Annotated in this window: 22 protein-coding genes and 1 pseudogene; 14 read left to right on the top strand and 9 right to left on the bottom strand. The window is 72.8% G+C overall.

Annotated features, from left to right (window positions below; genetic code table 11):
- Positions 1-60 precede the first annotated feature (60 nt).
- The 9 genes and pseudogenes from ACWD4U_RS25850 to ACWD4U_RS25890 form a co-directional block, all read right to left on the bottom strand.
- The gene (locus tag ACWD4U_RS25850) at positions 61-648 is read right to left on the bottom strand and encodes a hypothetical protein (RefSeq protein ID WP_363457501.1); all 588 of its coding nucleotides are present in this window, start codon (positions 646-648) and stop codon (positions 61-63) included.
- Between the two features lie 15 nt (positions 649-663).
- On the bottom strand, positions 664-1,797 hold the full coding sequence (locus ACWD4U_RS25855) for a DnaB-like helicase N-terminal domain-containing protein (protein WP_363457503.1): 1,134 nt from the start codon (positions 1,795-1,797) through the stop codon (positions 664-666).
- Positions 1,794-2,015 carry a hypothetical protein gene (locus tag ACWD4U_RS25860; RefSeq protein ID WP_363457506.1) on the bottom strand — a complete coding sequence of 74 codons (222 nt, stop codon included), beginning with the start codon at positions 2,013-2,015 and terminating at the stop codon, positions 1,794-1,796. The genes ACWD4U_RS25855 and ACWD4U_RS25860 overlap by 4 nt, the downstream gene beginning before the upstream one ends.
- A 338-nt stretch (positions 2,016-2,353) precedes the next feature.
- On the bottom strand, positions 2,354-3,712 hold the full coding sequence (locus ACWD4U_RS25865; RefSeq protein WP_363457508.1) for a DNA cytosine methyltransferase: 1,359 nt from the start codon (positions 3,710-3,712) through the stop codon (positions 2,354-2,356).
- Positions 3,713-3,801: 89 nt separating this feature from the next.
- Positions 3,802-4,701, bottom strand: coding sequence for a hypothetical protein (locus ACWD4U_RS25870; protein ID WP_363457511.1), 900 nt, complete (start codon positions 4,699-4,701; stop codon positions 3,802-3,804).
- Between the two features lie 36 nt (positions 4,702-4,737).
- Entirely contained in the window at positions 4,738-5,103 is a 366-nt protein-coding gene (locus tag ACWD4U_RS25875; RefSeq protein WP_363457513.1) for a hypothetical protein, read from the bottom strand.
- On the bottom strand, positions 5,100-6,005 hold the full coding sequence (locus ACWD4U_RS25880; protein ID WP_363457516.1) for an adenine nucleotide alpha hydrolase family protein: 906 nt from the start codon (positions 6,003-6,005) through the stop codon (positions 5,100-5,102). Before ACWD4U_RS25880 ends, ACWD4U_RS25875 begins: the two co-directional genes overlap by 4 nt.
- A pseudogene (locus ACWD4U_RS25885) lies at positions 6,002-7,769 on the bottom strand (type IV secretory system conjugative DNA transfer family protein). Before ACWD4U_RS25885 ends, ACWD4U_RS25880 begins: the two are co-directional and overlap by 4 nt.
- Before the next feature lie 147 nt (positions 7,770-7,916).
- Positions 7,917-8,675 carry a DNA-methyltransferase gene (locus ACWD4U_RS25890; RefSeq protein ID WP_363457634.1) on the bottom strand — a complete coding sequence of 253 codons (759 nt, stop codon included), beginning with the start codon at positions 8,673-8,675 and terminating at the stop codon, positions 7,917-7,919.
- A 671-nt stretch (positions 8,676-9,346) separates the two neighbouring features.
- Between ACWD4U_RS25890 and ACWD4U_RS25895 the strand changes: the two genes are divergently transcribed.
- From ACWD4U_RS25895 to ACWD4U_RS25960, 14 genes are all read left to right on the top strand, one after another.
- On the top strand, positions 9,347-10,486 hold the full coding sequence (locus ACWD4U_RS25895) for a C40 family peptidase (protein WP_449787314.1): 1,140 nt from the start codon (positions 9,347-9,349) through the stop codon (positions 10,484-10,486).
- Positions 10,487-10,588: 102 nt separating this feature from the next.
- Positions 10,589-10,912, top strand: a complete 324-nt coding sequence (locus ACWD4U_RS25900) for a DUF6112 family protein (protein WP_363457518.1) — start codon at positions 10,589-10,591, stop codon at positions 10,910-10,912.
- Positions 10,912-11,625 carry a hypothetical protein gene (locus tag ACWD4U_RS25905; protein ID WP_363457521.1) on the top strand — a complete coding sequence of 238 codons (714 nt, stop codon included), beginning with the start codon at positions 10,912-10,914 and terminating at the stop codon, positions 11,623-11,625. Before ACWD4U_RS25900 ends, ACWD4U_RS25905 begins: the two co-directional genes overlap by 1 nt.
- An 89-nt stretch (positions 11,626-11,714) precedes the next feature.
- A complete protein-coding gene (locus ACWD4U_RS25910) occupies positions 11,715-13,091 on the top strand; it encodes an SCO6881 family protein (protein ID WP_449787318.1) in 1,377 nt (458 codons plus the stop codon).
- 84 nt (positions 13,092-13,175) lie between these two features.
- Positions 13,176-14,606 carry an SCO6880 family protein gene (locus tag ACWD4U_RS25915; RefSeq protein WP_449787315.1) on the top strand — a complete coding sequence of 477 codons (1,431 nt, stop codon included), beginning with the start codon at positions 13,176-13,178 and terminating at the stop codon, positions 14,604-14,606.
- Positions 14,607-14,617: 11 nt separating this feature from the next.
- Positions 14,618-15,061: a DUF6238 family protein gene (locus tag ACWD4U_RS25920; RefSeq protein ID WP_363457526.1), complete on the top strand. Its 444-nt coding sequence runs from the start codon at positions 14,618-14,620 to the stop codon at positions 15,059-15,061.
- Positions 15,058-16,584: an ATP-binding protein gene (locus tag ACWD4U_RS25925; protein WP_363457643.1), complete on the top strand. Its 1,527-nt coding sequence runs from the start codon at positions 15,058-15,060 to the stop codon at positions 16,582-16,584. Before ACWD4U_RS25920 ends, ACWD4U_RS25925 begins: the two co-directional genes overlap by 4 nt.
- Entirely contained in the window at positions 16,581-17,267 is a 687-nt protein-coding gene (locus tag ACWD4U_RS25930; RefSeq protein ID WP_363457529.1) for a hypothetical protein, read from the top strand. Before ACWD4U_RS25925 ends, ACWD4U_RS25930 begins: the two co-directional genes overlap by 4 nt.
- Positions 17,268-17,307: 40 nt before the next feature.
- Entirely contained in the window at positions 17,308-17,718 is a 411-nt protein-coding gene (locus tag ACWD4U_RS25935) for a hypothetical protein (RefSeq protein WP_363457531.1), read from the top strand.
- The gene (locus ACWD4U_RS25940; protein WP_363457533.1) at positions 17,715-18,473 is read left to right on the top strand and encodes a hypothetical protein; all 759 of its coding nucleotides are present in this window, start codon (positions 17,715-17,717) and stop codon (positions 18,471-18,473) included. The genes ACWD4U_RS25935 and ACWD4U_RS25940 overlap by 4 nt, the downstream gene beginning before the upstream one ends.
- Positions 18,474-18,497: 24 nt before the next feature.
- Positions 18,498-18,875, top strand: coding sequence for a hypothetical protein (locus ACWD4U_RS25945; protein ID WP_363457536.1), 378 nt, complete (start codon positions 18,498-18,500; stop codon positions 18,873-18,875).
- Positions 18,876-19,351: 476 nt separating this feature from the next.
- Positions 19,352-20,086 carry a hypothetical protein gene (locus ACWD4U_RS25950; protein ID WP_363457539.1) on the top strand — a complete coding sequence of 245 codons (735 nt, stop codon included), beginning with the start codon at positions 19,352-19,354 and terminating at the stop codon, positions 20,084-20,086.
- Positions 20,087-20,097: 11 nt separating this feature from the next.
- A complete protein-coding gene (locus ACWD4U_RS25955) occupies positions 20,098-20,589 on the top strand; it encodes a hypothetical protein (RefSeq protein WP_363457542.1) in 492 nt (163 codons plus the stop codon).
- 8 nt (positions 20,590-20,597) lie between these two features.
- Positions 20,598-21,197: a hypothetical protein gene (locus ACWD4U_RS25960; RefSeq protein WP_363457545.1), complete on the top strand. Its 600-nt coding sequence runs from the start codon at positions 20,598-20,600 to the stop codon at positions 21,195-21,197.
- The last annotated feature ends 6 nt before the right edge of the window (positions 21,198-21,203 follow it).

Consider the following 21,203-nt stretch of genomic DNA (forward strand, 5'->3'; position numbering starts at 1 on the left):
GCGACGGTGGCCAGGTCGCGCGTGGAGGCGTGGGGTGTGCTGGTCAGGGTGGCTCCGGGGTCAGCGGCGTCGGCCGGCCGCGCGCTGGGGCAGGTCGGCCGGGAGTGGGGGAGGGGCGGCGATGATGCGGGCTCCGCGCGAGGCTGACTGCGCCAGGGCCGCGGGTCCTCGGCCGGCCGACGCGGTGAGCGACAACCGTGTCGCCTCGGTGCGCAGTTGCTCCATGGCATCGCGCAAGGCGATGCGGGTGTGGGAGAGGGAGTGGTTGACGTGCCGGGTCGCGCGCTCACGGGTCTCGTCGGCGGTCGGCCCGCCAACGCCCTCGACTTCGTGCAGCCGGGCGGCCATCGCAGCGGCGCGGCCGATCGACGCGCTCGCCCGTGCCAGTTGCTCGCCTGCGGCAGCGAGCGCTCGCACCTCGGCCCGCTCGGCCGTGGCCGGGTGCGGGCCCGCGCTCAGGACGACGGCGGTGTCCAGTACGGCGCGGCGGTGAGCGTCGATCGCGTCGGCGTGACCGGCCAGTTCGGCCAGGCCCGGCACGCCCTCCTCGCGGTAGGCGCGGGGCAGTGCGTTCTCCAGCGCTCCGGTGTGGTCGGCCGCGGCGCGCAGCCGCCGGGCGGCGCTCGAGTTGGGAACAGGTAGGGGCATGGGGTCTCGCTGGGGTTAGCGGCGGGGAGGGGAGGGCTCGGCAGCCGGGCGGGCGGAGCGGTCCGGCCCGGCGGTGGTACGGGTGGCGGCCTGGCGGCGGGCGCCCAGGACTACGGGGCCGCGCCGCTCGGGCCCGGCGGACCCGATGGCCGCACGGTGGCGCTGCTGGAGTTGGTCGGCGGGTTCCAGCGCGCGCAGCGAGTCGCCGAGGAGGGTGCCGGCGGAGACGGAGGCGTCGAGCGCCAGGACGCGCACGATCCCCGCGGAGGTGGCTGAGGCGCGCAAGAGCGAGGCACGAAGGACGCGCTCGGCCCAGTAGTCGGGATCTCCGGGCATACCCGGTGCGACCAGGCGGCGGACCTCCTCGACCGTGGTGGTCCCGGTGGCCAGGGCTCCGCGTCGCTGCACCTCCCACAGAGCGGTGAGCTCGTCGACGGGCTCGCCGCGGTGCGCGAGGGCGGTCAGGGCCTGGTAGACCGCACGGTGCTCCGGGGCCAGGAAGTCGCCGTCGGTCAGCCAGGCGGCGATTTCGCCGATCCGCTCGGGCGACTCGATCAGCGTGGCCAGCAGCATGCGCTCGTTGTCGCGGGCGGCCTCGGCCGCACGGCCGGATCGCAGGCCGGTCTCGGCGTCAGGCGAGGGAAGCGGCTTCGTCGACCGGACGTCGATCGTCCCCCACGCCGTCGTGAGCTGGCCGATCACCGTGTGCAGGGCGGCCGTCAGGTCCACCGTGGAACGGACGGACCCGCCCTCGGCGGCGGCCAGCAGCCGGTGGGCGTGCTGTTCCAGAGCGCGGCGCACGGCTGTCTCCAGCACCATCCGCCCGTACGCGGCGGCGTGTGCGGCCGTCGGGCACGCGGAGATCAGCGACTGGCCGTAGCTGGCGCTGAAGCCGGGGATGCTTCCCGTGCCGGACGCCATCGCCCGCAGAGCCCAGTCGCGGCGCTGGTCGTCGGTGGTCGGCAGCGGTGACTCGTCGAACTGGGCGAGCAGGACCGCGAAGAACTGTCCGTGGGCCGGGCGCAGGAAGTGCCGGGGTTCCAGCCACTCGCGCAACGCGGCCAACTGGGCCGGGGCGAGTAGGCAGGCGCCGAGTACGGCCTGCTCGGCCTCCAGCTGAGGACTCAGGCCGGGGCTGTCGACGCTCACGGGCGCCGGCCGGACGAGGCGGTGGGCGAGGCGAGGAGCGTGGTGAGTGCCTCCAGGTCGCGGGTGAGGGCGTCGTCCTCGATCGGGACGTGGCCCAGGCCGACGGTCAGATGCCAGCGTCCGTCGACCCGCCGGATCGGCAGAGAGCCCGGCGCGTCGGTGTCCGTCCCGGGAAGGGGGATCGGCGGGGCACCGGAGGGCAGCAGTGGGGAGTGCATGGTGAACGAATCCGTTGCCAGTAGGGGAGATTGACGGGTCAGTTGCGGCGGGGCGGGCTCAGCGCCCGGAGCGCCGGCGGCAGTGCCCGGGGTGGGGGTGTGCAGCCTCGGCGGGCGTCTGCCTGCTCATGCGGAGCGCTTGGCGGACGGCGGCCTGGCGGGCGGCGTAGCGGGAGAGCGCGGACTGGTAGGCGGACCAGGCACCGGGGCTGGAGAGCCGGTCCGGCGCGACGGGCGGGCGGTCGGGTAGGCGGTCGATGGTGGGGCTCCCGAAGTAGTGGAGTGGCAGTGGTCCTCCCCGGCTCCGGCGCGCGGCCGGTGCCGGAGCCGGGGAGGGGTCACCGAGGGCGGGCCGCCCGGCTGCGCGCGGTGGGGGCGGCGGCGACGAAGAGGTCGTCGAAGCCGGGAAGCATCTGCACCTGGGCGGTGCCGCTGGAGGTGGCCGCGGTCACCCGGGGCGAGGTGGGCTCGGCGGCGGCAGGGGCGGCCAGGGCCAGGCTCTGCGGGCTGTAGATCGTCTCCAGGTACTGGGAGACCGGCCGCTCCCACTCCTTGCGCAGGATCGCGCCGCCGACCACCCGGGCGGCCTCGGTGGGGATCACAATGTCGGCGAGCTGCTGGCAGGCGGAGGAGCGGGAGCCGGTCCACGGGTAGTCGGCCGGCATCGCGACGGTGAGGGCCGCCTCCGGCACCGTGTACTTCCGGCCCTTGTCCTCCGACCAGTACCAGCCGCGGATCTTGCTGGTGGTGCCGGGCGCGGTGCGGTCGGCCGAGAACTCGTTGCCGCCGGAAGTCCGGCGGGTGCCACGGGTGTTGATGCGCACGCCCTCGGGCCAGCCGAGGGCCCCGGCGAGAGTGCGGCCCGGTACTGGCGCAGCAGGCTGCATGGCCTGCAGGTTGACGTAGTGGTGGCGACCGGCCACCAGGTAGACGCGCCGCCGGTGAGCGGCAACGCCGACGTCGGCGGCGTCAAGGACCTGGTAGTCGGCCGAGCACCAGTCGGCGATCTGCAGTTCCTCGGTGATGGCGTCCAGCACCACCTCCGGCAGCGCGCTGCTCTGCTCCATCGCCATCCAGCGGAGGTTGTCGTAGCGGGCGGTGAGCGCCAGGGACCAGATGAGCGATTCGGCGATCAGCCCGATGCGCTCGTCGCTCATCTGCGGCACCAGGGAGCGGGCCTCGTCGAAGGTCAGCAACGGTCCGGTGAACCCGTTGTAGCCGTCCCACTCGGGGTCCGAGCAGATACCGCAGATGTCCGCGGCCTCGCACTCCCCGGTGTCGTGGTAGTGACCGAAGGTCGCCTCGCACGCCATGGTGAGCGTGTCCAGCAGCAGCTCGATGTTGCGCTCCTGGTGGCCCTCGCGCTTGCCGGCCGGTGACCAGACCTGGCACGGGGCGCTGACCGTCAGACCCTCGACGTACCGCAGCGCGGGGTGCACCGGGTCGAGGCTCCGCACGTCCGCGACGATGCGCCGGTGACCGGCCGCGACGGCGGTCGCCGAGGCGTCCCAGCCGATCTCGACGCCGACCACGTCGAACCCGGAAGGGTCCAGAACCCGCAGCCCCTGCTCCCAGCCGCCGGGCCCCGCAAACAAGTTGATCACTCGCTGGGGATCGCCGGGCCGGGGCGGGAACAGCCAGGCGACCGGCCAGGGGTGGGCGAGGGCGACGAGCCGGTCGTGGGTCCACGGGCCCATCTGCGGGCCCTCGTCCGGCCAGCGCAGGTCGCCGGCCGTGGACAGCCGCGGCCGGAAGTCCCGCGGCGGGATCTCGGGGTACCGGTAGCTCAGCGTGGCCCCCGACCGGTCGTCTGGCCCGAGGCCGCGACGGATCGCGGAGCATCGGTGGCCGCCCGCTCCGCCTCCACCGTCGAAGCGGCCGTCGGAGAGGCGCGTCGCGCTGCGCCGACGCGCGTGCCGTTGGCGGCGGGAGGGCTCGCAGTGAAGTCGGCGGTGATCGCTTCGTCGATCGCCGAGAGCTCGGCGGCGTGCTTCCTGAACACCTCGCCGTAGGGGTGTTCTGCCTCATCGGCGCTGTGGGCTAGCGAGGTCAGCACCGAGCGGAGCTTGCGCAGTGCGGCCAGCCCGTCGGGCAGCCCGAGCGGCGCGCTGTCGGCAGCCTGCGATTCCCCGGCCAGCGGAAGGAGAGAGGTGTGGATCTCGCTCGCCACCTCCCGGAGCACCTCCGCGTGCGCGAAGGCGTTCCCGGCCAGCGTCTGGGGGTAGGCGGAGCCGAGGTGGTCCAACCGCCTCGCGAATCCGTGCAGCGCCCCCAGCCGGGCGAGGGCGACGAACTCCGGGTCGGCCGGCGGGGCGAAGGCCCCGGTGTAGACCTCCACGGCGTCGCGGAGCCGGTCCGGCCGCAGGCGGTGCGGCTGCAGCAGGTCCCGCTGATTCAGCCGGTCGAGTTCGCCGCTGCGCGCGTCGCGGGGATAGAGGGTCTCGTCGAAGAGGCGGTGGTCGGTGAAGCTGAACCAGTTCGAGTCCACCTGGCCGGCGGCCGGGGAGACGATCCCGACCCGGATGCCGGACCAGGTGTCCTGCCGGATGGTCTGGGTCAGCGTGGCGACGACGACCATGTCGCCGCGGCGGGCCTGCTGCTGGACGCCGACGACGGTGCCGTCAGGGAACGGGCTGATCAGGCGAAGCGCCTTGGCCCGGTCGACGGGCGTGCGCCAGGGATCCAAGTGGGGGTCCTCCTGGGGGGTGGGGGTGGGGCGCGGTCAGCGTGAGCGGGTAGGCGGCGAGGGCGCTGCCGCGGCGCACAGCGGCTCCGCAGCCGCTGCAACGGCACCGAACCTGCCGGCGTTCGCTGCAGCGGCGCGTGCCGCACCCGCAGCGGACGCCAAGTCCGCTGCCAGGTGGTGGAGTTCATTGCCGATGCCCTCGATGTCGGCCGCGTGGGTGTCGAGGGCAGCAGCGGACCGAAGGTCGCCTCGCTGCCGGAAGACCTCTGCCGCCTGCTCCAGGAACTGGTGCAGCGGGGCAAGGAGGCCCTCCTCCGCGGACTCCAGGACGGCCGAGAGATCGGCGTCGCCGTCAGCACGGTGCAGGCGGGCGAGGTGATCGGGCGTGGCCGGGGCGTTCATGCAACGGCCTCACCGGAGCGGCAGCTGAACGGTGAGCAGCCGTCCTCGGGCCCGTTCTCCAGCTCCTCCTCCGCCAGCGGGAGCTGCTCCTGCAGAGCGGCGAGTTCGGCGCGGCCGAGGCGGTCGATCGGAGCCTCCGCCAGCGGGCGACGAGAGCGGTGCAGGTAAGCCTGGCCGAGCAGCGGACGCCCCTCTGAATTGGCCCGAGCATTTCCCGCGCGGATCGCGGCATCGAACTCGACGACATCGGCCCACTCTTCGGGCGAGTCATCGCGGATCTGCCGCCACTGGGCATTTCCGTGAAATGGGCACCCGAGGCACGCAGACTTCGGGGTAGATTCCCAGCCGTGCTCGGCAAGGAGCTTGAGGCAGTCCTGTCGGGACAGGCCGAGGTCGATCAGAGGGAAGCTGTGACGGGTGTACTTGACGTCGGAGTCCTTGGCGCGGTGAAATTCGTCGGTCGAGATACCGATCCACTGCTCTACGTAAACCCCGCGCGGTACCCGAGCCGGGTACGGGTAGCCGAGAATGCGGCGCACTTCCCGCTTAATCGGCTTTATCTTATATTCGCCCGTGCATTGGCGCCGGGTCATTCCCGGGCTCCCATCCTTGTTCAGGATGTACAGGGGCATGGAGGCGAAGCGGTGGCTCGGGTCGAGGGCATCGGATCGGATGTTTCCCGATGACACCCGGAGAATGGGGATGTTGGCGGGGCGGGCGACGCGGCGCTCCACCTCGTCCAAATGCCGGTAAACGGCCGATGGCTCCCATCCAGTGTCCGCGAAAATGGCGTAGTCGAGCTTCGGCAATTCGCCGATCGCGGACAGTAGGAGAAGTGTCGTGGATTGCACGCCGGCACCTAGCGACAAAATGCGGTGGGCGGGCTCGGGGGTGTAACTCATGCGGCCTCACCCGCCGCAGCGAGCGCACGCTCGGTGATGAGGTCGGTCTGCCGCGAGGACGCCTTGCCGATCGCCCCGGCACCCGGCTCCTTGTACCAGGGCCGCAGGTCAAGCATGGCGGGGCGCATGCCAGTGGCGAACAGCAGGGCGGTGCCCTTGCGCAGCGCGCGGATCTGGTCCGGCGGCAGGATGCGCTCCTGGCGCATGCTCGTGGAGGTGGACCGCCCGGATTCCGAGGTGGAGTGCGAAACGGTTTCGACGTCGTGCTCGCCTACCAGGCGGGAGAGCTTGTCCGCGAAATCGGCGTCATCGATTCCCGAGCCCACCACCTTGACCGTGGCGGCGGACCACATTGCGTCCATGCCCGCCTCGCCCCAGACCTTCTGGCCCTGGCGGTAGGACTGCAGAATGGTGATCGGGATGACCCCTCGTGACCCGAGGTGGGAATACAGGTCGGGGAGATCCGAGATCTTGCACACATTTGCGGCCTCGTCGAGAATCGCGAGCAGCGGAGGGTCGAGCCGTCCGCCGGCGCGCTCGGCCTGGATGACCGCCGTACGCATCACGGAGTCCGCTGCCGCAGCGATCAAAGCCCCCGCAGATCCACCGCCGTCCTTGGACAGCAGGTACAGGGTGTCCCTGTCGGTGACGAATTCCTCGGGCTTGAACTGCGGCAGGTCAGGATTCGGGGTGACCCACCGGGAGATCTTCGGGTCGAGCAGGCAGGCCGCGTACTGGCGGGCCGTCTCGTAGATGCCGTCGCGGGTTTCAACCGCGCCGGAAACGGTGCCCTGGAGCTGGTCCGCGATGGCGAGCAGCTTGTGGTCGCGGAGGATATCGATCGGCGTGCGGTTGGACGGCACCGCAAGCCACTTCAGAACATCCGTGATCGGACGGCGGTCGCATCCGGCGGCCAGGAAAAGCGCACACAACGTGTTCTGGGCGGCGGTGCTCCAGAAATCTCCTTGGGAGCTTTCGTCGACCGCGGCGGCGACGAAGTGCCCGGCGAGACGGCGGGCGCCGGGGAGGTCCTTGGCATCGGCCAGGATGTCCCACCACATGCCCTGCGGGGTGTGCGCGATGCCCTGCGGGTCCATCGTCCACGCCCGGCCGGCCTCCGACCGCGCCTCCAGCGTCGCGGTGTAGGCATCCCTGGCCGCCTTGTTACTGGTCAGCAGGACGGGGCCGGGGGCCCGCAGGATCGCCGGGACGGCCAGGCTGGTGGTCTTGCCGCTTCGCGGCGCCATGATGGCGACGCAGACGTCCTCCCAGGAGGCGCGGACCTCCGGGCCGGACGGGGCGAGGTTGCCGAGCAGCAACCCGCTGTCGTCGGGGCGGATTGCCCGGTCTTTTACAGTCCGCGAGACTCGGACGCAGGTCGCGGGCCTTGGTGGTGATCTCGGCGGGCAGCAGCGGCGCGAGGTCGCGGGAGGTGGCGAGGCCGCTGGGCTTGCTGCGGTGTCGGGACCACAGCCACAGGCCGGTGGCGGCCAGGGCGAGCGCGGCGATGCCGGGGACGACGCGGGTGGCGATCAGCAGCGCCAGCGACGACAGGTGCGGGTAGAGCTGGCCGGGGTGCAGTGCGGCGGTGACCGGCTCGAAAGGCGTGTGCCAGGGGCCGCTTCCGGTCAGGGAGTTGGCGGTGTTGCCGCCGATCCAGGCGAGCGAGCCGAAGACGGCGAGGGCGGCGCCTGCACCTATGAGGGCATAGAGCAGGGCGTCGGTGCCCGGACTCTGCGATGGGCTTTTCGGGGTGGCGGGCAGGGGTGGGTCCTTACAGGGGACGGGAGTTGGCGCGCCGGGGTGGACGGCACGAGAAGCAGGGGCCGCGGGGCGATGTGCGGCCCTCCAGCGGATCGCCGACTCGGGCCGGGCCGCCGAGGTCGGCGGCCCGGCACACGGCGATGGCGGTCAGGGGGAGGGCTCCGTGTCGGCCGTGCCCTCGCGGACCTGCCGGGCGGCCTCCGCGAGGCGCTTCTCGGCAACGCCGGCGTAGTGGTCGGTGACCTCGATGCCCACGAAGCCTCGGCCTTCCAGCAGCGCGGCCACCCCGGTGGAGCCGCTGCCCATGCAGAAGTCCAGGACGGTGCCGCCCGGCTTGGCGATCTTGACCAGCTCGCGCATCACGCTGACCGGCTTCTGGGTGATGTGCACCCGGCCCGCGCCCTTGGGCTGCGACGCGGTGTAAAGCCCCGGCAGGTAGACGGGGTTCGCGTCGGCGTCCATCGCGCCCTTGGAGCCCCACAGCACGAACTCGCAGTGCTGGGTGAACCTTCCGCGCTGCGGTCGGGCTGCCGGCTTGTACCAGGCCAGCGCGCCGCGCCAGATCCAGCCGCCGGCCTGCAGGGCGTCGGCAGTGGCGCCGAGCTGGCGCCAGTCGGTGAAGACCAGCGCGGTGCCGCCGTCGCGGGTGGCGCGGTAGGACTCGGCGAGCAGCTGGGACAACCAGTACGTGTAACTGCGCTGGTCCTTGTTCTCGCCGGGGAAGGACTCCAGGGTGTGGGCGCTGCCCGCGGTGGTGTACTTCTCGCGGGCGGTGCGGGCGGTGCGCTCCTTGGCGGTGCGCCCGCCGCTGTTGTAGGGCGGGTCCGTGATGACGCAGTCGACGGACTGCGAGGGGACCTCGGCGAGCCGGAGCAGGGCGTCGCCGCGGTGGATCTTGTAGCTCAGGGGTGCTCCTGCGGTTCGGGGACGGGTGTCCCGCCCACGGCCGCCCGGGTGGTCAGGGCGGCGGTGCGAAGCGCGGACCGTGCGGGTCGAGGGCTTTCGCGGGGCGGAAGACGCACGGTAGGCGCTGTCCGGCCGGAAACCTAAAAAGGGCCGCAATTCCACCTGTCCATGATCTTTTTAGGTTTCCGGCCGCATGCCGCCTAACGTCCTCCACGTCGCACGGCGAACCCGGCCGGAAGCCGCCGGAAGCCTTTTTAGGTTTCCGGCCGACGGGCTCCTAGCGTGTGACACCCCGGCAGGACCGGGCCCCTCCGCGCCGCGTAACGGCACCCATGGCCAAGGCCGGAGAGGACCTGAGCCAGCCGCCCCGCCTGCTCTCCGGAGCTGCCGGTTCCCTGCTTTTTAGGAAAACGGCCGCGCCGGGCCTACGGTCGAAAAACCTCGCCCACCGAATTCCGTCACGCCACGGGAAGGGCACCGCCATGCCTTTTCGCAGATTACGAGGGCGGCTTGCTGCCGCCCCGAAACCGTCCCGGCCGCGCCTTTGCGGCCGGGACGGCGTCCCCGCCCCCGCCTGAATTGGAGACCCACATCAGCTCCCTGAACACGTGCCTGCCCCGGCCTCCGACCAGCCTTCCGGCCAGTGTCGAAGGCGGCCGGCCGACGGCTCGATGAGCTGGCAGAAGGTGGCGTGCGGCTGTGCCGCGTTCATCCTGGGCGTTCCCATCGCGATCGGCTTCCCGGCCGTGGCGGTGATGGCGAACAACGCCGCCACCCAGGCCAACTGCAACACCGGCGCCCAGCAGGTGGACGCCGCAGCCGTCGCCGCTCAGGTCCAGCAGATCCTGTCCGGCAAGGCCGGGCCCACCGCCCCGGTGTCCGGCCTGGACGAGCCGACGACCCAGATCCCGAACGCCAAGGTCATCGTTGCCACCGGCATCGCGATGCAGGTCCCGGCCCGCGGGCAGGTGATCGCCCTGGCGACCGCGCTGCAGGAGTCCGGGCTCCAGAACCTCGGGTACGGCGACCGGGATTCGCTGGGTCTTTTCCAGCAGCGCCCGAGCCAGGGCTGGGGTACCCCGGCCCAGTTGCAGGATCCCGTCTACGCCAGCACCGCCTTCTACAAGGCGCTGTTGCAGGTGGACGGGTGGCAGCAGCTGCCGCTCACCCAGGCGGCGCAGGCCGTGCAGAAGTCTGGTTTCCCCGACGCCTACGCCAAGTGGGAGGGTCTGGCCAGCGCACTGCAGCAGGCCATCTCGCAGGCGCTGGGCGGCAGTTCCGCCACCCCGGCGCCGTCGCCCTCGCCAGGGTCGTCCTCGCCAACCCCGACCGGGTGCGGGACCGGCGGCTCGGGCATCGACTGGGGGACGATCCCGCCGGGCACCCTGCCCGCCGGGTACGTGATTCCGACCGACGCACCGCCCGCCGTGCAGTCCGCGATCCGGTACGCGCTCGGGCAGTTGGGCACCCCGTACCAGTGGGGCGGCTCGTGCACCGCGCCGCACGGGCCCGACCCGATGGGCCGGTGCGACTGCAGCTCGCTGATGCAGCAGTCGTACCACGCCGGCGGCATCACGCTGACCCGCACCACGTACACGCAGGTCACCGAGGGCACCGCCGCCTCGGTCGACTCGCTCAAGCCGGGTGACCTGCTCTTCACCGAGCCCGGCCCGGAGGGCCCCGGACACGTCGGCATGTACATCGGGCAGGGCCTGATCGTGCAGGCGCCGCACACCGGCGACGTGGTCAAAATTTCGACCCTCGAATCCTGGCGTTCCGAGATCATCGCCGCCCGCCGCATCGTCCCCTGACGCCAACTGCGGCCCCCTTCAGCGCACTTCGCGCGCCTCTCCCCCCTTTGCTCCGCCGCGGCCCGGCCGCGTCTACCCCGCCCCCTAGCTCGTGGAGTGTGATTGACCACCTACCTCGCCAACGCCGCCGCAAAGGTCCAGCAGCTGGCGTTCGACCCCGGCATCAAGCCCTCCGAGGGCGGCCTCCCCGGCCTCGACGTGCTCAAGAGCACCGTCGGCTCGATCAACCTCTTCGCGATCATCGCGGTCGTCGGCGCGCTGTGCGTCTCCGGCATCGTGTGGGCGTGGGGCCACCACACCGGCTCGCACGGCAGTGAGCAGAAGGGGAAGCAGGGCGCGCTGGTCGCGGCCGGCTGCGCGCTTCTCCTCGGTGCCGCGAACGGCATCGTCGCGTTCTTCTCCAACGTGGGGACGAGCGTCCACTGATGCCCTCCTCGCCCCAGCCGTTCAAGCCCGGCGGCCAGTCCCTCATGGTCCGCCGCGTGCTCGCCGGCCTGGTGGCCGTGGTGGCCGTCGCCCTGGTGGCCGGGCTCATCGCCCGGTTCACCGGCGGCGGCCACCGCAGCCAGGCCGCCCCGTCCGCCACCAGCACCGCAACCCCCGGCTCCACGCCCAGCAGCGGGGCGACCGCCGCCCCGAGCACCTTGCCGACCGCGCCGAGCGGGACCTCGACCACCAACCCGGTCGCCCCGCCGCCGCACACCGGCGACCCGATCGTCTTCGCGAAGGCGTTCGCGCAGGCCCTGTGGACCTACGACACCCGCACCGCTTCCCAGTCCCAGCAGCTCGCCGGGCTGCGCGCCTGGCTGACCAGCGAGAGCACGTACGCCGACCCGGCCGCCCTCGCCAGCCAGGTCCCCGACCCCACCCTGTGGGACCGGATGCGCGACAACGGCCAGTTCGCCACCGGGAAGGTCACCGAAGCGCACCTGCCGACCGCGTTCAACCAGGCCGTGGCCGCCGACCCCACCAAGCTCACCGTCGCCTACATGTACGCGGTCACCGTCACCGGCTCCCAGTCCATCACCTGGACCGGCGGCGGCCGGGGCGACGAACAGCGGGCGATCACCCTCGCCGTCCAGTGCCGCCCCGGCCACGACTGCGCGCTCGCGTCGATCGCCCCGACCGTCTACCCCTGACCCGCCCCCTATAAGAAAGGAGGGGGTGCCCCATCGGCTTCTGTGACCTCCCCCTCGCAGGCGCCCTGTGCGACGTCACCCCCGGCGGCATCGCCGACTCGATCACCGGCTCCATCGGCAACTGGATCGCCCGCTCCTGCGGCGACCTCGCCCAGAGTGCGGCCAACCTCGCCTCCCAGGCCGTGGACTCCACCACGTCGGTCGACCTCGGAGCCTCATGGTTCCGCGAGAACTACGCGATCATCCTGCCCATCGGCCTGGTCGCGATCGTCGCCACCTTCTGCCTGCAACTCCTGCGCGCCGCCTGGAAGCGAGACGGTCAAGCCCTATCCCAGGCCGTCACCGGGACGGTCAGCGGCATCCTGTTCTCGTTCGTCGCCGTCGCCGGCACCGGCGTCGCCTTGACCGTGGTGGACGCGCTGTCGAACGGCCTGTTCAAGGTCGCCAACACCAGTACCTCCGACGCCGTCACCCGCGTCATCAAGGTCGGCATGATCGCCAGCACCTCCCAGCTCGGCTGGGCCGTTCCCGCCCTTGTCGCCCTCGGCTGTGTGGTCGGTGCCGTCATGTACTGGGGCACGATGGTGCTGCGCAAGGTCGCCATCCTGGTCCTGGTCACCCTGGCGGTGTTCGCGGGAGCGGGCGGCGGCTGGGAGCCAGCGGCACGCTGGCGGCGCGCCTGGATCGAGGCGACCGCGGCCCTGGTCTTCTCCAAGCTGATCATGACCGTCGTCTTCCTCATCGGCGTCTCCGCGATCGGCAACTCCAACAGCAAGGACGGCCTCGCAGCGCTGTCGGACATCCTCGCGGGCATCGTCGTGATGGTCCTGGTCCTGCTCTGCCCGATGATGTGCTACAAGTTCATCCACTGGGCGAGCGACGGCACCAGCGCTGACCTGCACCGCACCGTCAACGCCGGAATGCAGACCGCTGCGGGCGCCGCCCGCAAGGCCGGCACCATGGCCATGAGTGCGGGCACCGGCGGTGCCGGAGCTGTCGCAACCGCCGCGCCGCAAGGCCCCTCGAAGGTCCCCGGCCAGGGCAGCGCCATCGGCAGCACCCCCTCCCCGTCGAGCACCCCCTCCGACTCCCCGTCGCAGACCAGCTTCGCCTTCCCCGGCACCAGCACCGGTGGTGGCAGTGCGGGCGCGGTCTCCAAGCCGCTGATCACCCGCCGCGCCTCCGGCACCGGGCAGCCGCTGATCACCCGCTCCGCCGACAGCCCCTCGGGCGGCGGGTCCGCCCCCACCTCGGGCTCGGAGAGCTCCGGCGGAGCGTCTCCCTCGGCGGCGGTCGCCGCAGCTCCCGGCGGCTCTGGTGCACCGGTCCCCGTCGTGCGCGGCGTCCGTCCGGCCGCCCCGCGTGCTTCCTCGCCCGCGCCCGCAGGTCCGGCGACCTCCGCCGCGCCGGTCGCAGGCCCCGCTCCGGCTCCGGCGGCAGGTCCGCCGTCCACGCCGCCCGCCTGATCCCGCCCCGGCCGGGGCGCCGCCCCGCCGCCCCGGCCGGACCCCCACCAGGAGTCGCCCCTGTCCACCGAGTTCCTCTCCACCGTGCGGTTCCCGACCCGCTCCCGCCGCGGCGTCCTGCTCGGCCTGAGCCCCGCCCAGCTGACCGTGGTCGGCCTCGCCGGCGCGCTGCTGCTGGTGACCATGGTCGCCAGCGGCCTGGTCGGCGCCGTCCTCCTCACGCCCGTCTGGGCTCTGGCAGCCGCACTCGTCCTCATCCGCTTCCACAGCCGCTCCGTGGCAGATTGGGCCCCCATCGTCATCCGCTACTACCTGCGCCGCGCCAAGGGACAGCTGATCTGGCTCGCCCGCCCCAGCTCCCGCCCCCGCCGCGACGGCCTGCTCCAGCTGCCCGGAACCACAGCGAGCCTGCGCGCGGTCACCGCCCCCAGCGGGACCATGGGCGCGGTCCACGACCCCCAGCGCGGCACCCTGATCGCCGCCGTCCGCGTCACCAGCCGAGCCTTCGCCCTCCTCGACGCTCCCGCCCAGTCCGCCAACGTCTCCGGCTGGGGCCGCGCCCTGGCCGCCCTCGCCCGCACCGGCTACATCAGCGCGGTCCAGGTCATCGAGCGCACCGTGCCGGACTCGGGTGACGCGCTGCAGCGCTACTGGGCCGAGCACGGCGATCCGGACGCACCGATCGCCGGGACGGTCTACCAGGAACTGCTCGCCGCCGCCGGACCGACCGCGGCCCCGCACGAGGCGTACATCGCCATCGCCCTCGATCTCAAGGGAGCCCGCCGGCTGATCGGCGAGGCCGGCGGCGGGCTCACCGGAGCCTTCACCGTCCTGTCGCAGCTCACCCCCGGCTTCGAGCAGTCGCTGCGCAACGCGGGCCTCACCCCGTCCGGCTGGCTCACCGGCCGGGAGTTCGCCGCCGTGATCCGCAGCGCCTACGACCCCAAGTCCCTCGCCGCGATGGACCAGTGGTCCGAGACCGGCCGCGCCGAGGCCGACCCTGCCGCCGCCGGGCCGGTGGTCCTGGTCGAGGAGAGCGACCGGATCACCAGCGACACCGCCTGCCACGCCGTCTACTGGATCGAGCAGTGGCCGCGCAGCGAGGTCTCCCACGGCTTCCTCCACAGCCTCGTCTTCTCCGCCGGGGTGCGCCGCACCCTGTCCCTGCACTACGGACCCGAGGACCTCGACGCCGCCCTCAAGGCCGTGCAGCGGCGCAAGGCGTCGATCATCGCCGACGCGGCCGAGCGCGTCCGCAAGGGCCAGGTGGACAGTGAGGCGGACTCCATGGAGTACGCCGACGCCAAGGAGCACGAGCGCGAGCTGATCAGCGGGCACGCCGACGTGGACTTCACCGGCCTCGTGGTCGTCAGCGCCGACTCTCCCGAGGACCTGCGCCGCCAGTGCGCCACCATCGAGACCGCCGCCGCCAGCACCAGCCTGGACCTGCGCCTCCTGAAGTTCGAGCAGGCCGAGGCGTTCTCCCGCGCCGCCCTCCCGCTCGCCCGGCTGTGACGGGAGACCCGGTGCACCACCCTTCCTCCGACGGTCCCCGACTGCTGCGGTTCGCCTCCGCCGCCGTCGACGTCCACCACCACACCAGCGTTCCGGACCAACTCCCCGCCTCGCGATCTGAGTTGGACGCCCTTCATGCCCACTGCACGGCCCTGTTCCGGCTCGTCGACACCCACACCGCGACCACCCGGCCGCACCAGCCCGCCGAGGCCGACCAGCTCCACGCCGCCCGGGTCCGCCTGTGGCAGACCGCGGACGCCCTCCACTCCGCCTACCACCGCGCACCGCGCGCCGACGGCCGCGTGCCCACCCGCGAGGCGTGCGCACTGCGACTGCCCGAAGGCGCACCCGACCTGGTCATCTGCCAGCGCCACACCCTCGCCTCCGTCCGGATGCGGCGCATCTCCACCCCCGCCGAGCTGCGCGGTACCCCGACCCCCTCCTCCCGCGCCTGACAGGAGAAACGTTCCTGCGCACCTCCTCCGCCTCCCCCCTGTTCACCCCCAGCCGCTCCGACCGGGCCTCCCGACGCCAGGCCCGCCGCGACCTCGCCGCAGCCCGGCGCACCGCCCGCGACAACGCCCGCCCGCGCCGCACCCGCACCCGGCGCGAGGAGAACGAGGAGTTGCGCCCGTTCTACCCGGCCGGCGGACGCCCGGGGCCGGCCTCCCTGCGCGGCGGCAAGCTCAAGCTCCCCGCCCACCGGATGACCACCGCGACCGCCTCGGGCGCCTACCCGTTCCTCGCCGAAGGCGGCCTCGGAAGCTCCGGAGTCCTGATCGGCCGCGATGTCCACGCCGAGGCGAGCTTCGTCTTCGATCCGTTCGCGCTCTACGGCAAGGTCGAGAACTTCACGAACCCCAACTGCCTGATCGCCGGCGTCATCGGCCAGGGCAAGTCCGCGCTGGCCAAGTCCATCGCGCTGCGCTCCACCGCCTTCGGCTACAGGGTCTACGTGGCGTCCGACCCGAAGGGCGAGTGGACGAGCGTCGCGCAGGCTGTCGGCGGAACCACCATCGCACTGGGCCCCGGTCTGCCCGGCCGCCTCAACCCGCTGGATGCGACCGCCGCGCCGGAGGGCATCGACGAGGAGGCGTGGGCCAGCGAGGTCCGCAAGCGCCGCCTGCTTCTCCTGGGCAGCCTCGCCCGCACCGTTCTGCGCCGCGACCTGCGCCCGATGGAGTACACCGGCCTCGACGTCGCACTGGACACCGCCGTCCAGCAGGCCGCCGCCGCCGGCCGGGTACCGCTGCTCGGCGACGTCGCCACCGTCCTCGGCCAGCCGGACCTCCTGGACGCGGCCCTCGGAGACCCGTCCCGCCGCGTCGGCGAAGCCTCCCAGGACCTCTCCCACGCCTTCCGACGGCTGATCACCGGCGACCTGGCCGGCATGTTCGACGCCCCGTCCACCGCCGTCTTCGATCCGCGCAGTCCGATGCTTACCATCGACCTGTCCCGGCTCGGCTCCACCGGCGACGACACGGCGCTGACCCTGGCCATGACGTGCGCGTCCGCGTGGATGGAGGCCGCGCTCAGCGACCCCAACGGCGGCCGGCGCTGGGTGATCTACGACGAGGCATGGCGCATCATGCGCCACGCCGCGCTGCTGGAGCGCATGCAGAGCCAGTGGAAGCTGAGCCGCGGCCTCGGCATCGCGAACATGCTGATCATCCACCGCCTGTCCGACCTCTTGTCGGCCGGCGACCAGGGCTCCCGCGCCCGCGCGCTGGCCGAGGGCCTGATGACCGACTGCGCGACCCGCGTCATCTACCGGCAGGAGGCGGACCAGCTGGCAGCCACCGCCGGGCTGCTCGGCCTGACCGGCGTGGAGACCGCCGCGATCTCCCAGCTCGGCCGAGGACGCGGCCTGTGGAAGGTAGCCGGACGGTCGTTCATTGTTCAACATCTTCTCCACCGGGCCGAGCTGGAGCTGTTCGACACCGATGCCCGCATGCATGATCCGGGGCAGCCGGCGTGACCCTCGCCGTCGTCACCGTCGGGCACCGCCCGGACCTGGGCTTCCTCGTCGCCGCAGCGGCAGACCGCCGGAGCGCCCAGTGGCTGGAGCAGGCCGGGTTCGTCCGCGACGACCAGCTGGACCTGCACCGGCCGCGCCGGGACACCTCCGCCTCCGTCGCCGAGCGGCAGCTGCGGGAGGCGATCGGGATGCTCATCGCCGACGAGTACGGCGTCACCAGGGTATACAGCGAGGCCGAGCAGCGGGCGCGGATCGAGAACCGGCCGACGTGGGTCGAGGACGGTCCGGCGCAGACCACGGGCAGGACCGCGCGACCGGAGCTGATCACCTCCGACGTCTGCAACGGGCACCTGGTCCTGCTGGCCTCGCACGACTCACCGTACGAGAGCCGGGAGCTGCTCGGCCGCTACACGGCCACCGGCGAAGGAGTCGTCTTCTACACGGAGGCGGCGGGCGGGATGCCCTTCTACGGCATCGGCCGGTACCCCGACCTGGACTCTGCGAGCGCGGCGTGGACGTCGAGCGGGTACGCCGCGCAGCTTCCCGCCCTCGGCCGTCGCCGGATCGCGGCCCTCAGCTCGTCGCCCTCGCGACCGGCTCACACGCCCTCCCCGCCGGCGACGGGCTCCGCTCCGGCGCGCCCGATGCAGCCGTGCGTCGAGTACATCCCGCGCCCCTTCTGACCGGGCCACCCACCAACTGACCACCTCTGCTTGGAGATCCATGCCGAATACGCTGACCCGACTGGACGAGCGCCTGGAGGCTGCCGCAGGCGACTCGCTCTCCTCCCTGGCCGCCAACGAGGCCCGCGCCGACGCCGCCACCGCCCGGCTCGTCGAGGCCCACCGCGCCTTGGTCGCGGCCGAGACCCGCGTCTCCTTTCTGCGGGTGAAGCTGATCAACGTCGCGGCGGCGCGCCGTCGGGTGGACGACGCCGTCCTCGACCAGCTCGACGCCCAGCTGGAGGCCCTGGAGACCGCTGCCGACCAGCGTGACCAGCTGGAGGCGGAGCTGCTGCTCCTGATCCAGGCCCGCGAGGCGGAAGCCGAGCAGGCGGCCGAGCGCGAGAAGGCTGCTGCGAGCGCACCGGTCCGATCGGTCCTGGTCATCCAGGGCGCTCCCCGGCGCCGATGAACAAGCCCCACGTGGCCTTCGGCTGGGACTTCGACGCGGGCGAGTTTGCCGTCATCCGAGGTCAGCCCCCGCAGGTCGCCGGGGAGATCCTCTACCAGGCCGGCTTCTGGTACCGCGCGCCCGAGGTTGAGGAGAACGGCTGGTGCCAGCGGCCCAGCGTCGAGGCGCACGACCAGATCCAGCATGCTGCCGACGCCCTGCGCGCCTTGATGAAGGCTGGCGTGCCGGTGGCGAACTGGCACCGGCCGGAGCAGTCCCCGCTGCAGGTCCTGGCCTACTACGAGTGGCTCCAGTCGGCCGCCCCGTTCCCCGACGCCGACCTGGCCGCAGTGACCGCCCGCAGTGTCGCGGAACTCGAGTTGCGCGCCGGGCTCGCCGATCCGCTCAGCCGGGAGATCGCGGCCGACGTCCAGGACGGCCGGATCGTCGTCGAGGCGATCCAGAGGTTCGACGACGACCACTGGTGGCTTGCCCGGCTCAGCGAACAGCTCGACCAGGAACGGCCGTTCGTGATGATCCGCTACAACTCCCGCGACCGGTACCTGTCCGGGACCGACCGCTGGAACCCCTCCTACGGGGACCTGCCGCGCAGGGACTTCCGTGCCCTCTACCAGCGCGACACCACCCTTCCCGACCCGGCCAGCCTGCGCGCCGCCGCTGCACTCCGGGCTCCGCATGCGCGGATGAGCGCAGCTCCGTCCATCCCGCCGCCGCGTGTGCCTCCCGAGCCGCCCGGGGCGCCGCGCAGCCGCTGAACCCCAAGCCCACGGAGCCAACTCGTGCCCCAGGATGCCGAATCCACCTACCCCTCCCGTGTCACCTTCCGGCGGTTCCGGGAGGCCGGCGTCACCGCCACCACAGCCAGCCGGGACCAGGCGGTGCACCAGGCGCTCAAGGACGCCGGGTTCGCACTCGGCCTCCCCGCCGCCCCCGAGCGCTACTCGCTCGCCACGCGGGACGCCGAGCAGCAGAACCGTGCCACCGACCGAGCCATCGCCGCGCTGGGCCTGCTCGGCGTCGAGATCGCCGTCCGCAACACCCCACCCGGCCGCGCGAACGCCGCGCGCACTGGGACCGGCCCCACCCGCGTCGTCGCAGGGCCCGCAGCCACGGCCGCTACCGACCACGCGCCGGTCCGGACGTCGGCCCGCCGCTGAACCTCTCCCTGCCCAGCCTCCAACAGGAGTAGCGCATCAATCCCCACCACATCGCCATCGCCCGCGATCCGCAGTACGGCATCGCCGCCTCCCTCGGCGCCGACGCCAACCCGGCCGCCCGCGAGGTCCTGCTCCGCGCAGGGTTCCGGCCACTCGCCGACGGCCGCCTGACCATCGACGCCGCCCCCGACGAGCAGAACCTCTTCCTCCACGTACGGCAGACCGTCGCCTTCCTGCGCCACAGCGGAGTCCAGGTCGAGGCCGCCGAGGAGTTCGACTACACCCACGCCAGCAAGCCCTCCCTGCCGAGCCCTGCCCAAGCCGCCGCCGGTGCGGACGCTGTCGTCCACGTCGGGCCGCCAGCACCGGCCCTGGCTCACGAGGTCGCCATCGGTCGCCACCCGCAACTGGGCATCGTCGCCCGTATCCCCTTCGTCCAGCCGCACATGAGGCCAGCGCTCGCCGAGGCAGGGTTCGTGCGCACCTCCCCGACCTCCGACCTGTTCGCCCTCGACGAGCCGGAGCACGAAGGCGACCACCGTGCCACCCGCGCGGTCGCCCAACTGCGCAACCAGGGCGTGCGCGTAGCGACCGACCTCGCCTTCGAGCCGCTCGGTGGCCCGTACGTGCCGACCGATCCCTTCGCCACTCGGCTCATCGCCGCCATGGACCGCACCCCGCCCTCCCCGGTGCCGAGCCCGGGCCCCGAGCTCACCGACCCGTTCGCCACCCGCCTCATCGCTCCCGAGGACCGGACGCCTCCCTCGCCCGCGCACTCTGCCGACCGGTCCGACCCGTTCGGAACGGTGGTGCACGCCGCGCCCAGCGCCCAGGACCGCGGTGCCGACGCGCTGCTGCACGACCGCGTGGCGATGAACAACGAGGTCGCCGCGAGCCTGCGCTCCATCGACGCCCAACTGCGCTCCGACCCCGCTAGCGTCGACCTGTCCCGTGTGGCGACCGTGATCGCCCAGGCGGACACCGTCCTGGCCGGCAACAGCCGGGACCTCGCTTCCGTCGCCGCCCGGCCCACCACCACCGCCGCTCGGCCCAGTCCGGCCAGCCCTCGCGCCCGCGCCGCGCTCGCCGCCGGCGGCCGGGTCCGCTCCACCGCCGCCCTCCACTCACAGAGCGCCGCTTCCGCTGCAGCTGCCGTCCCCGCCGTCGACCCCCGCATCCAGTGGGCCGCCGGACACTCGAACTCCCGTTAAGGAACGCCAACTTGGCCGTAAAGAAGATCTGGTCCGTAGAGCACTCCTGCGGCCACAACGTCGACCACGACCTGTCGGAACGTCCCGCCGACAAGCGGGCTGGCTTCGCCCGCTGGCTCGCGGAACGCGCCTGCAAGGAGTGCTGGCTGGCCGAGCGCCAGTCGGACACCGCCTCCCGCGAAGCCTGGCTGGCCGAGCGGCGCGCCGCCGAGCAGCAGGCCGCCACCGAATGGGCTGAGCAGTTCCGCATGCCCGCCCTGGACGGCCCGCCGAAGGCTGTGCCGTGGGGCGAGCGCTCCCGCCACCAGCTGGTCACCGGCGCCTACCGGGTGCTCGTCGAGGAAGGCGGTATGGACGAGGCCGACTGGCAGGAGACCGAGGACCAGGTGCGCCTGCTCGACAAGGCCACCTGGTGGATCGACCAGCGCGACGCAGCCCCCGGTGACCTGCCCGAGCTGCTGGCCGCCGCCCACGACGCCCGCACCACCGAGAACCCGTACTGAGCCCGAAGGTGACCGTGTACCCGGTGATCTCCCGCTACTCCTCGGCTCAGGACCTGATCGCCGGCCTGGTCACGGCGGCAGCCAACCGGGGGCAGCCGCTGCGGCTGCTGGACGCCTGGCGGCCGGTTCCCGAACTCGCCACGCTCAACCAGCAGGATCTCGTCGCCGAGCTGACCGCCCACCTCCCCCCGGCAGCAAGTCCGGCCCATACGGTGAGGTCCCGGGCGGTGTGGCAGTGCACGCTGCGCACCGACCCCGATCGGGCCCCGGTCCCCGACCACCGGGTCGCCGAGGTCGCCCGGAGGATCCTGGCCGCCACCGGCATCGCCGCTCCGGGCGACCCCGCCGCCTGCCGCTGGGTCCTCATCCGCACCGACCCGCACGAGGCCCGCATCGTGGCCCCGCTGGCGCGCGCCGACCAGAGCCTCGCCGAAACCTCGCGCGACCGCTCCCTGGCCCTGGCCGTGTGCCAGCTGGCCGAGCACGAGGACCGCAACCCCCGCTTCACAGCCGCCCGTTCGGCTCCCGGCCCGCGCGGAAGTGTCGTCGCCGCACCGCCGGCCGCAGTCCCGCAGGTGGCGGCCCGCCCCCTCCACCGTTCCCTGTAGGAGCCC

This window comes from Kitasatospora sp. NPDC002522 (assembly GCF_053595195.1).

Bases quoted from the DNA above. Each gene is read 5' to 3' on its own strand.
- ACWD4U_RS25850 (WP_363457501.1), bottom strand. From the start codon at position 648: ATGCCCCTACCTGTTCCCAACTCGAGCGCCGCCCGGCGGCTGCGCGCC.
- ACWD4U_RS25940 (WP_363457533.1), top strand. From the start codon at position 17,715: ATGAACAAGCCCCACGTGGCCTTCGGCTGGGACTTCGACGCGGGCGAG.
- ACWD4U_RS25875 (WP_363457513.1), bottom strand. From the start codon at position 5,103: ATGAACGCCCCGGCCACGCCCGATCACCTCGCCCGCCTGCACCGTGCT.
- ACWD4U_RS25895 (WP_449787314.1), top strand. From the start codon at position 9,347: ATGAGCTGGCAGAAGGTGGCGTGCGGCTGTGCCGCGTTCATCCTGGGC.
- ACWD4U_RS25905 (WP_363457521.1), top strand. From the start codon at position 10,912: ATGCCCTCCTCGCCCCAGCCGTTCAAGCCCGGCGGCCAGTCCCTCATG.
- ACWD4U_RS25860 (WP_363457506.1), bottom strand. From the start codon at position 2,015: ATGCACTCCCCACTGCTGCCCTCCGGTGCCCCGCCGATCCCCCTTCCC.
- ACWD4U_RS25865 (WP_363457508.1), bottom strand. From the start codon at position 3,712: ATGGGCCCGTGGACCCACGACCGGCTCGTCGCCCTCGCCCACCCCTGG.
- ACWD4U_RS25935 (WP_363457531.1), top strand. From the start codon at position 17,308: ATGCCGAATACGCTGACCCGACTGGACGAGCGCCTGGAGGCTGCCGCA.
- ACWD4U_RS25880 (WP_363457516.1), bottom strand. From the start codon at position 6,005: ATGAGTTACACCCCCGAGCCCGCCCACCGCATTTTGTCGCTAGGTGCC.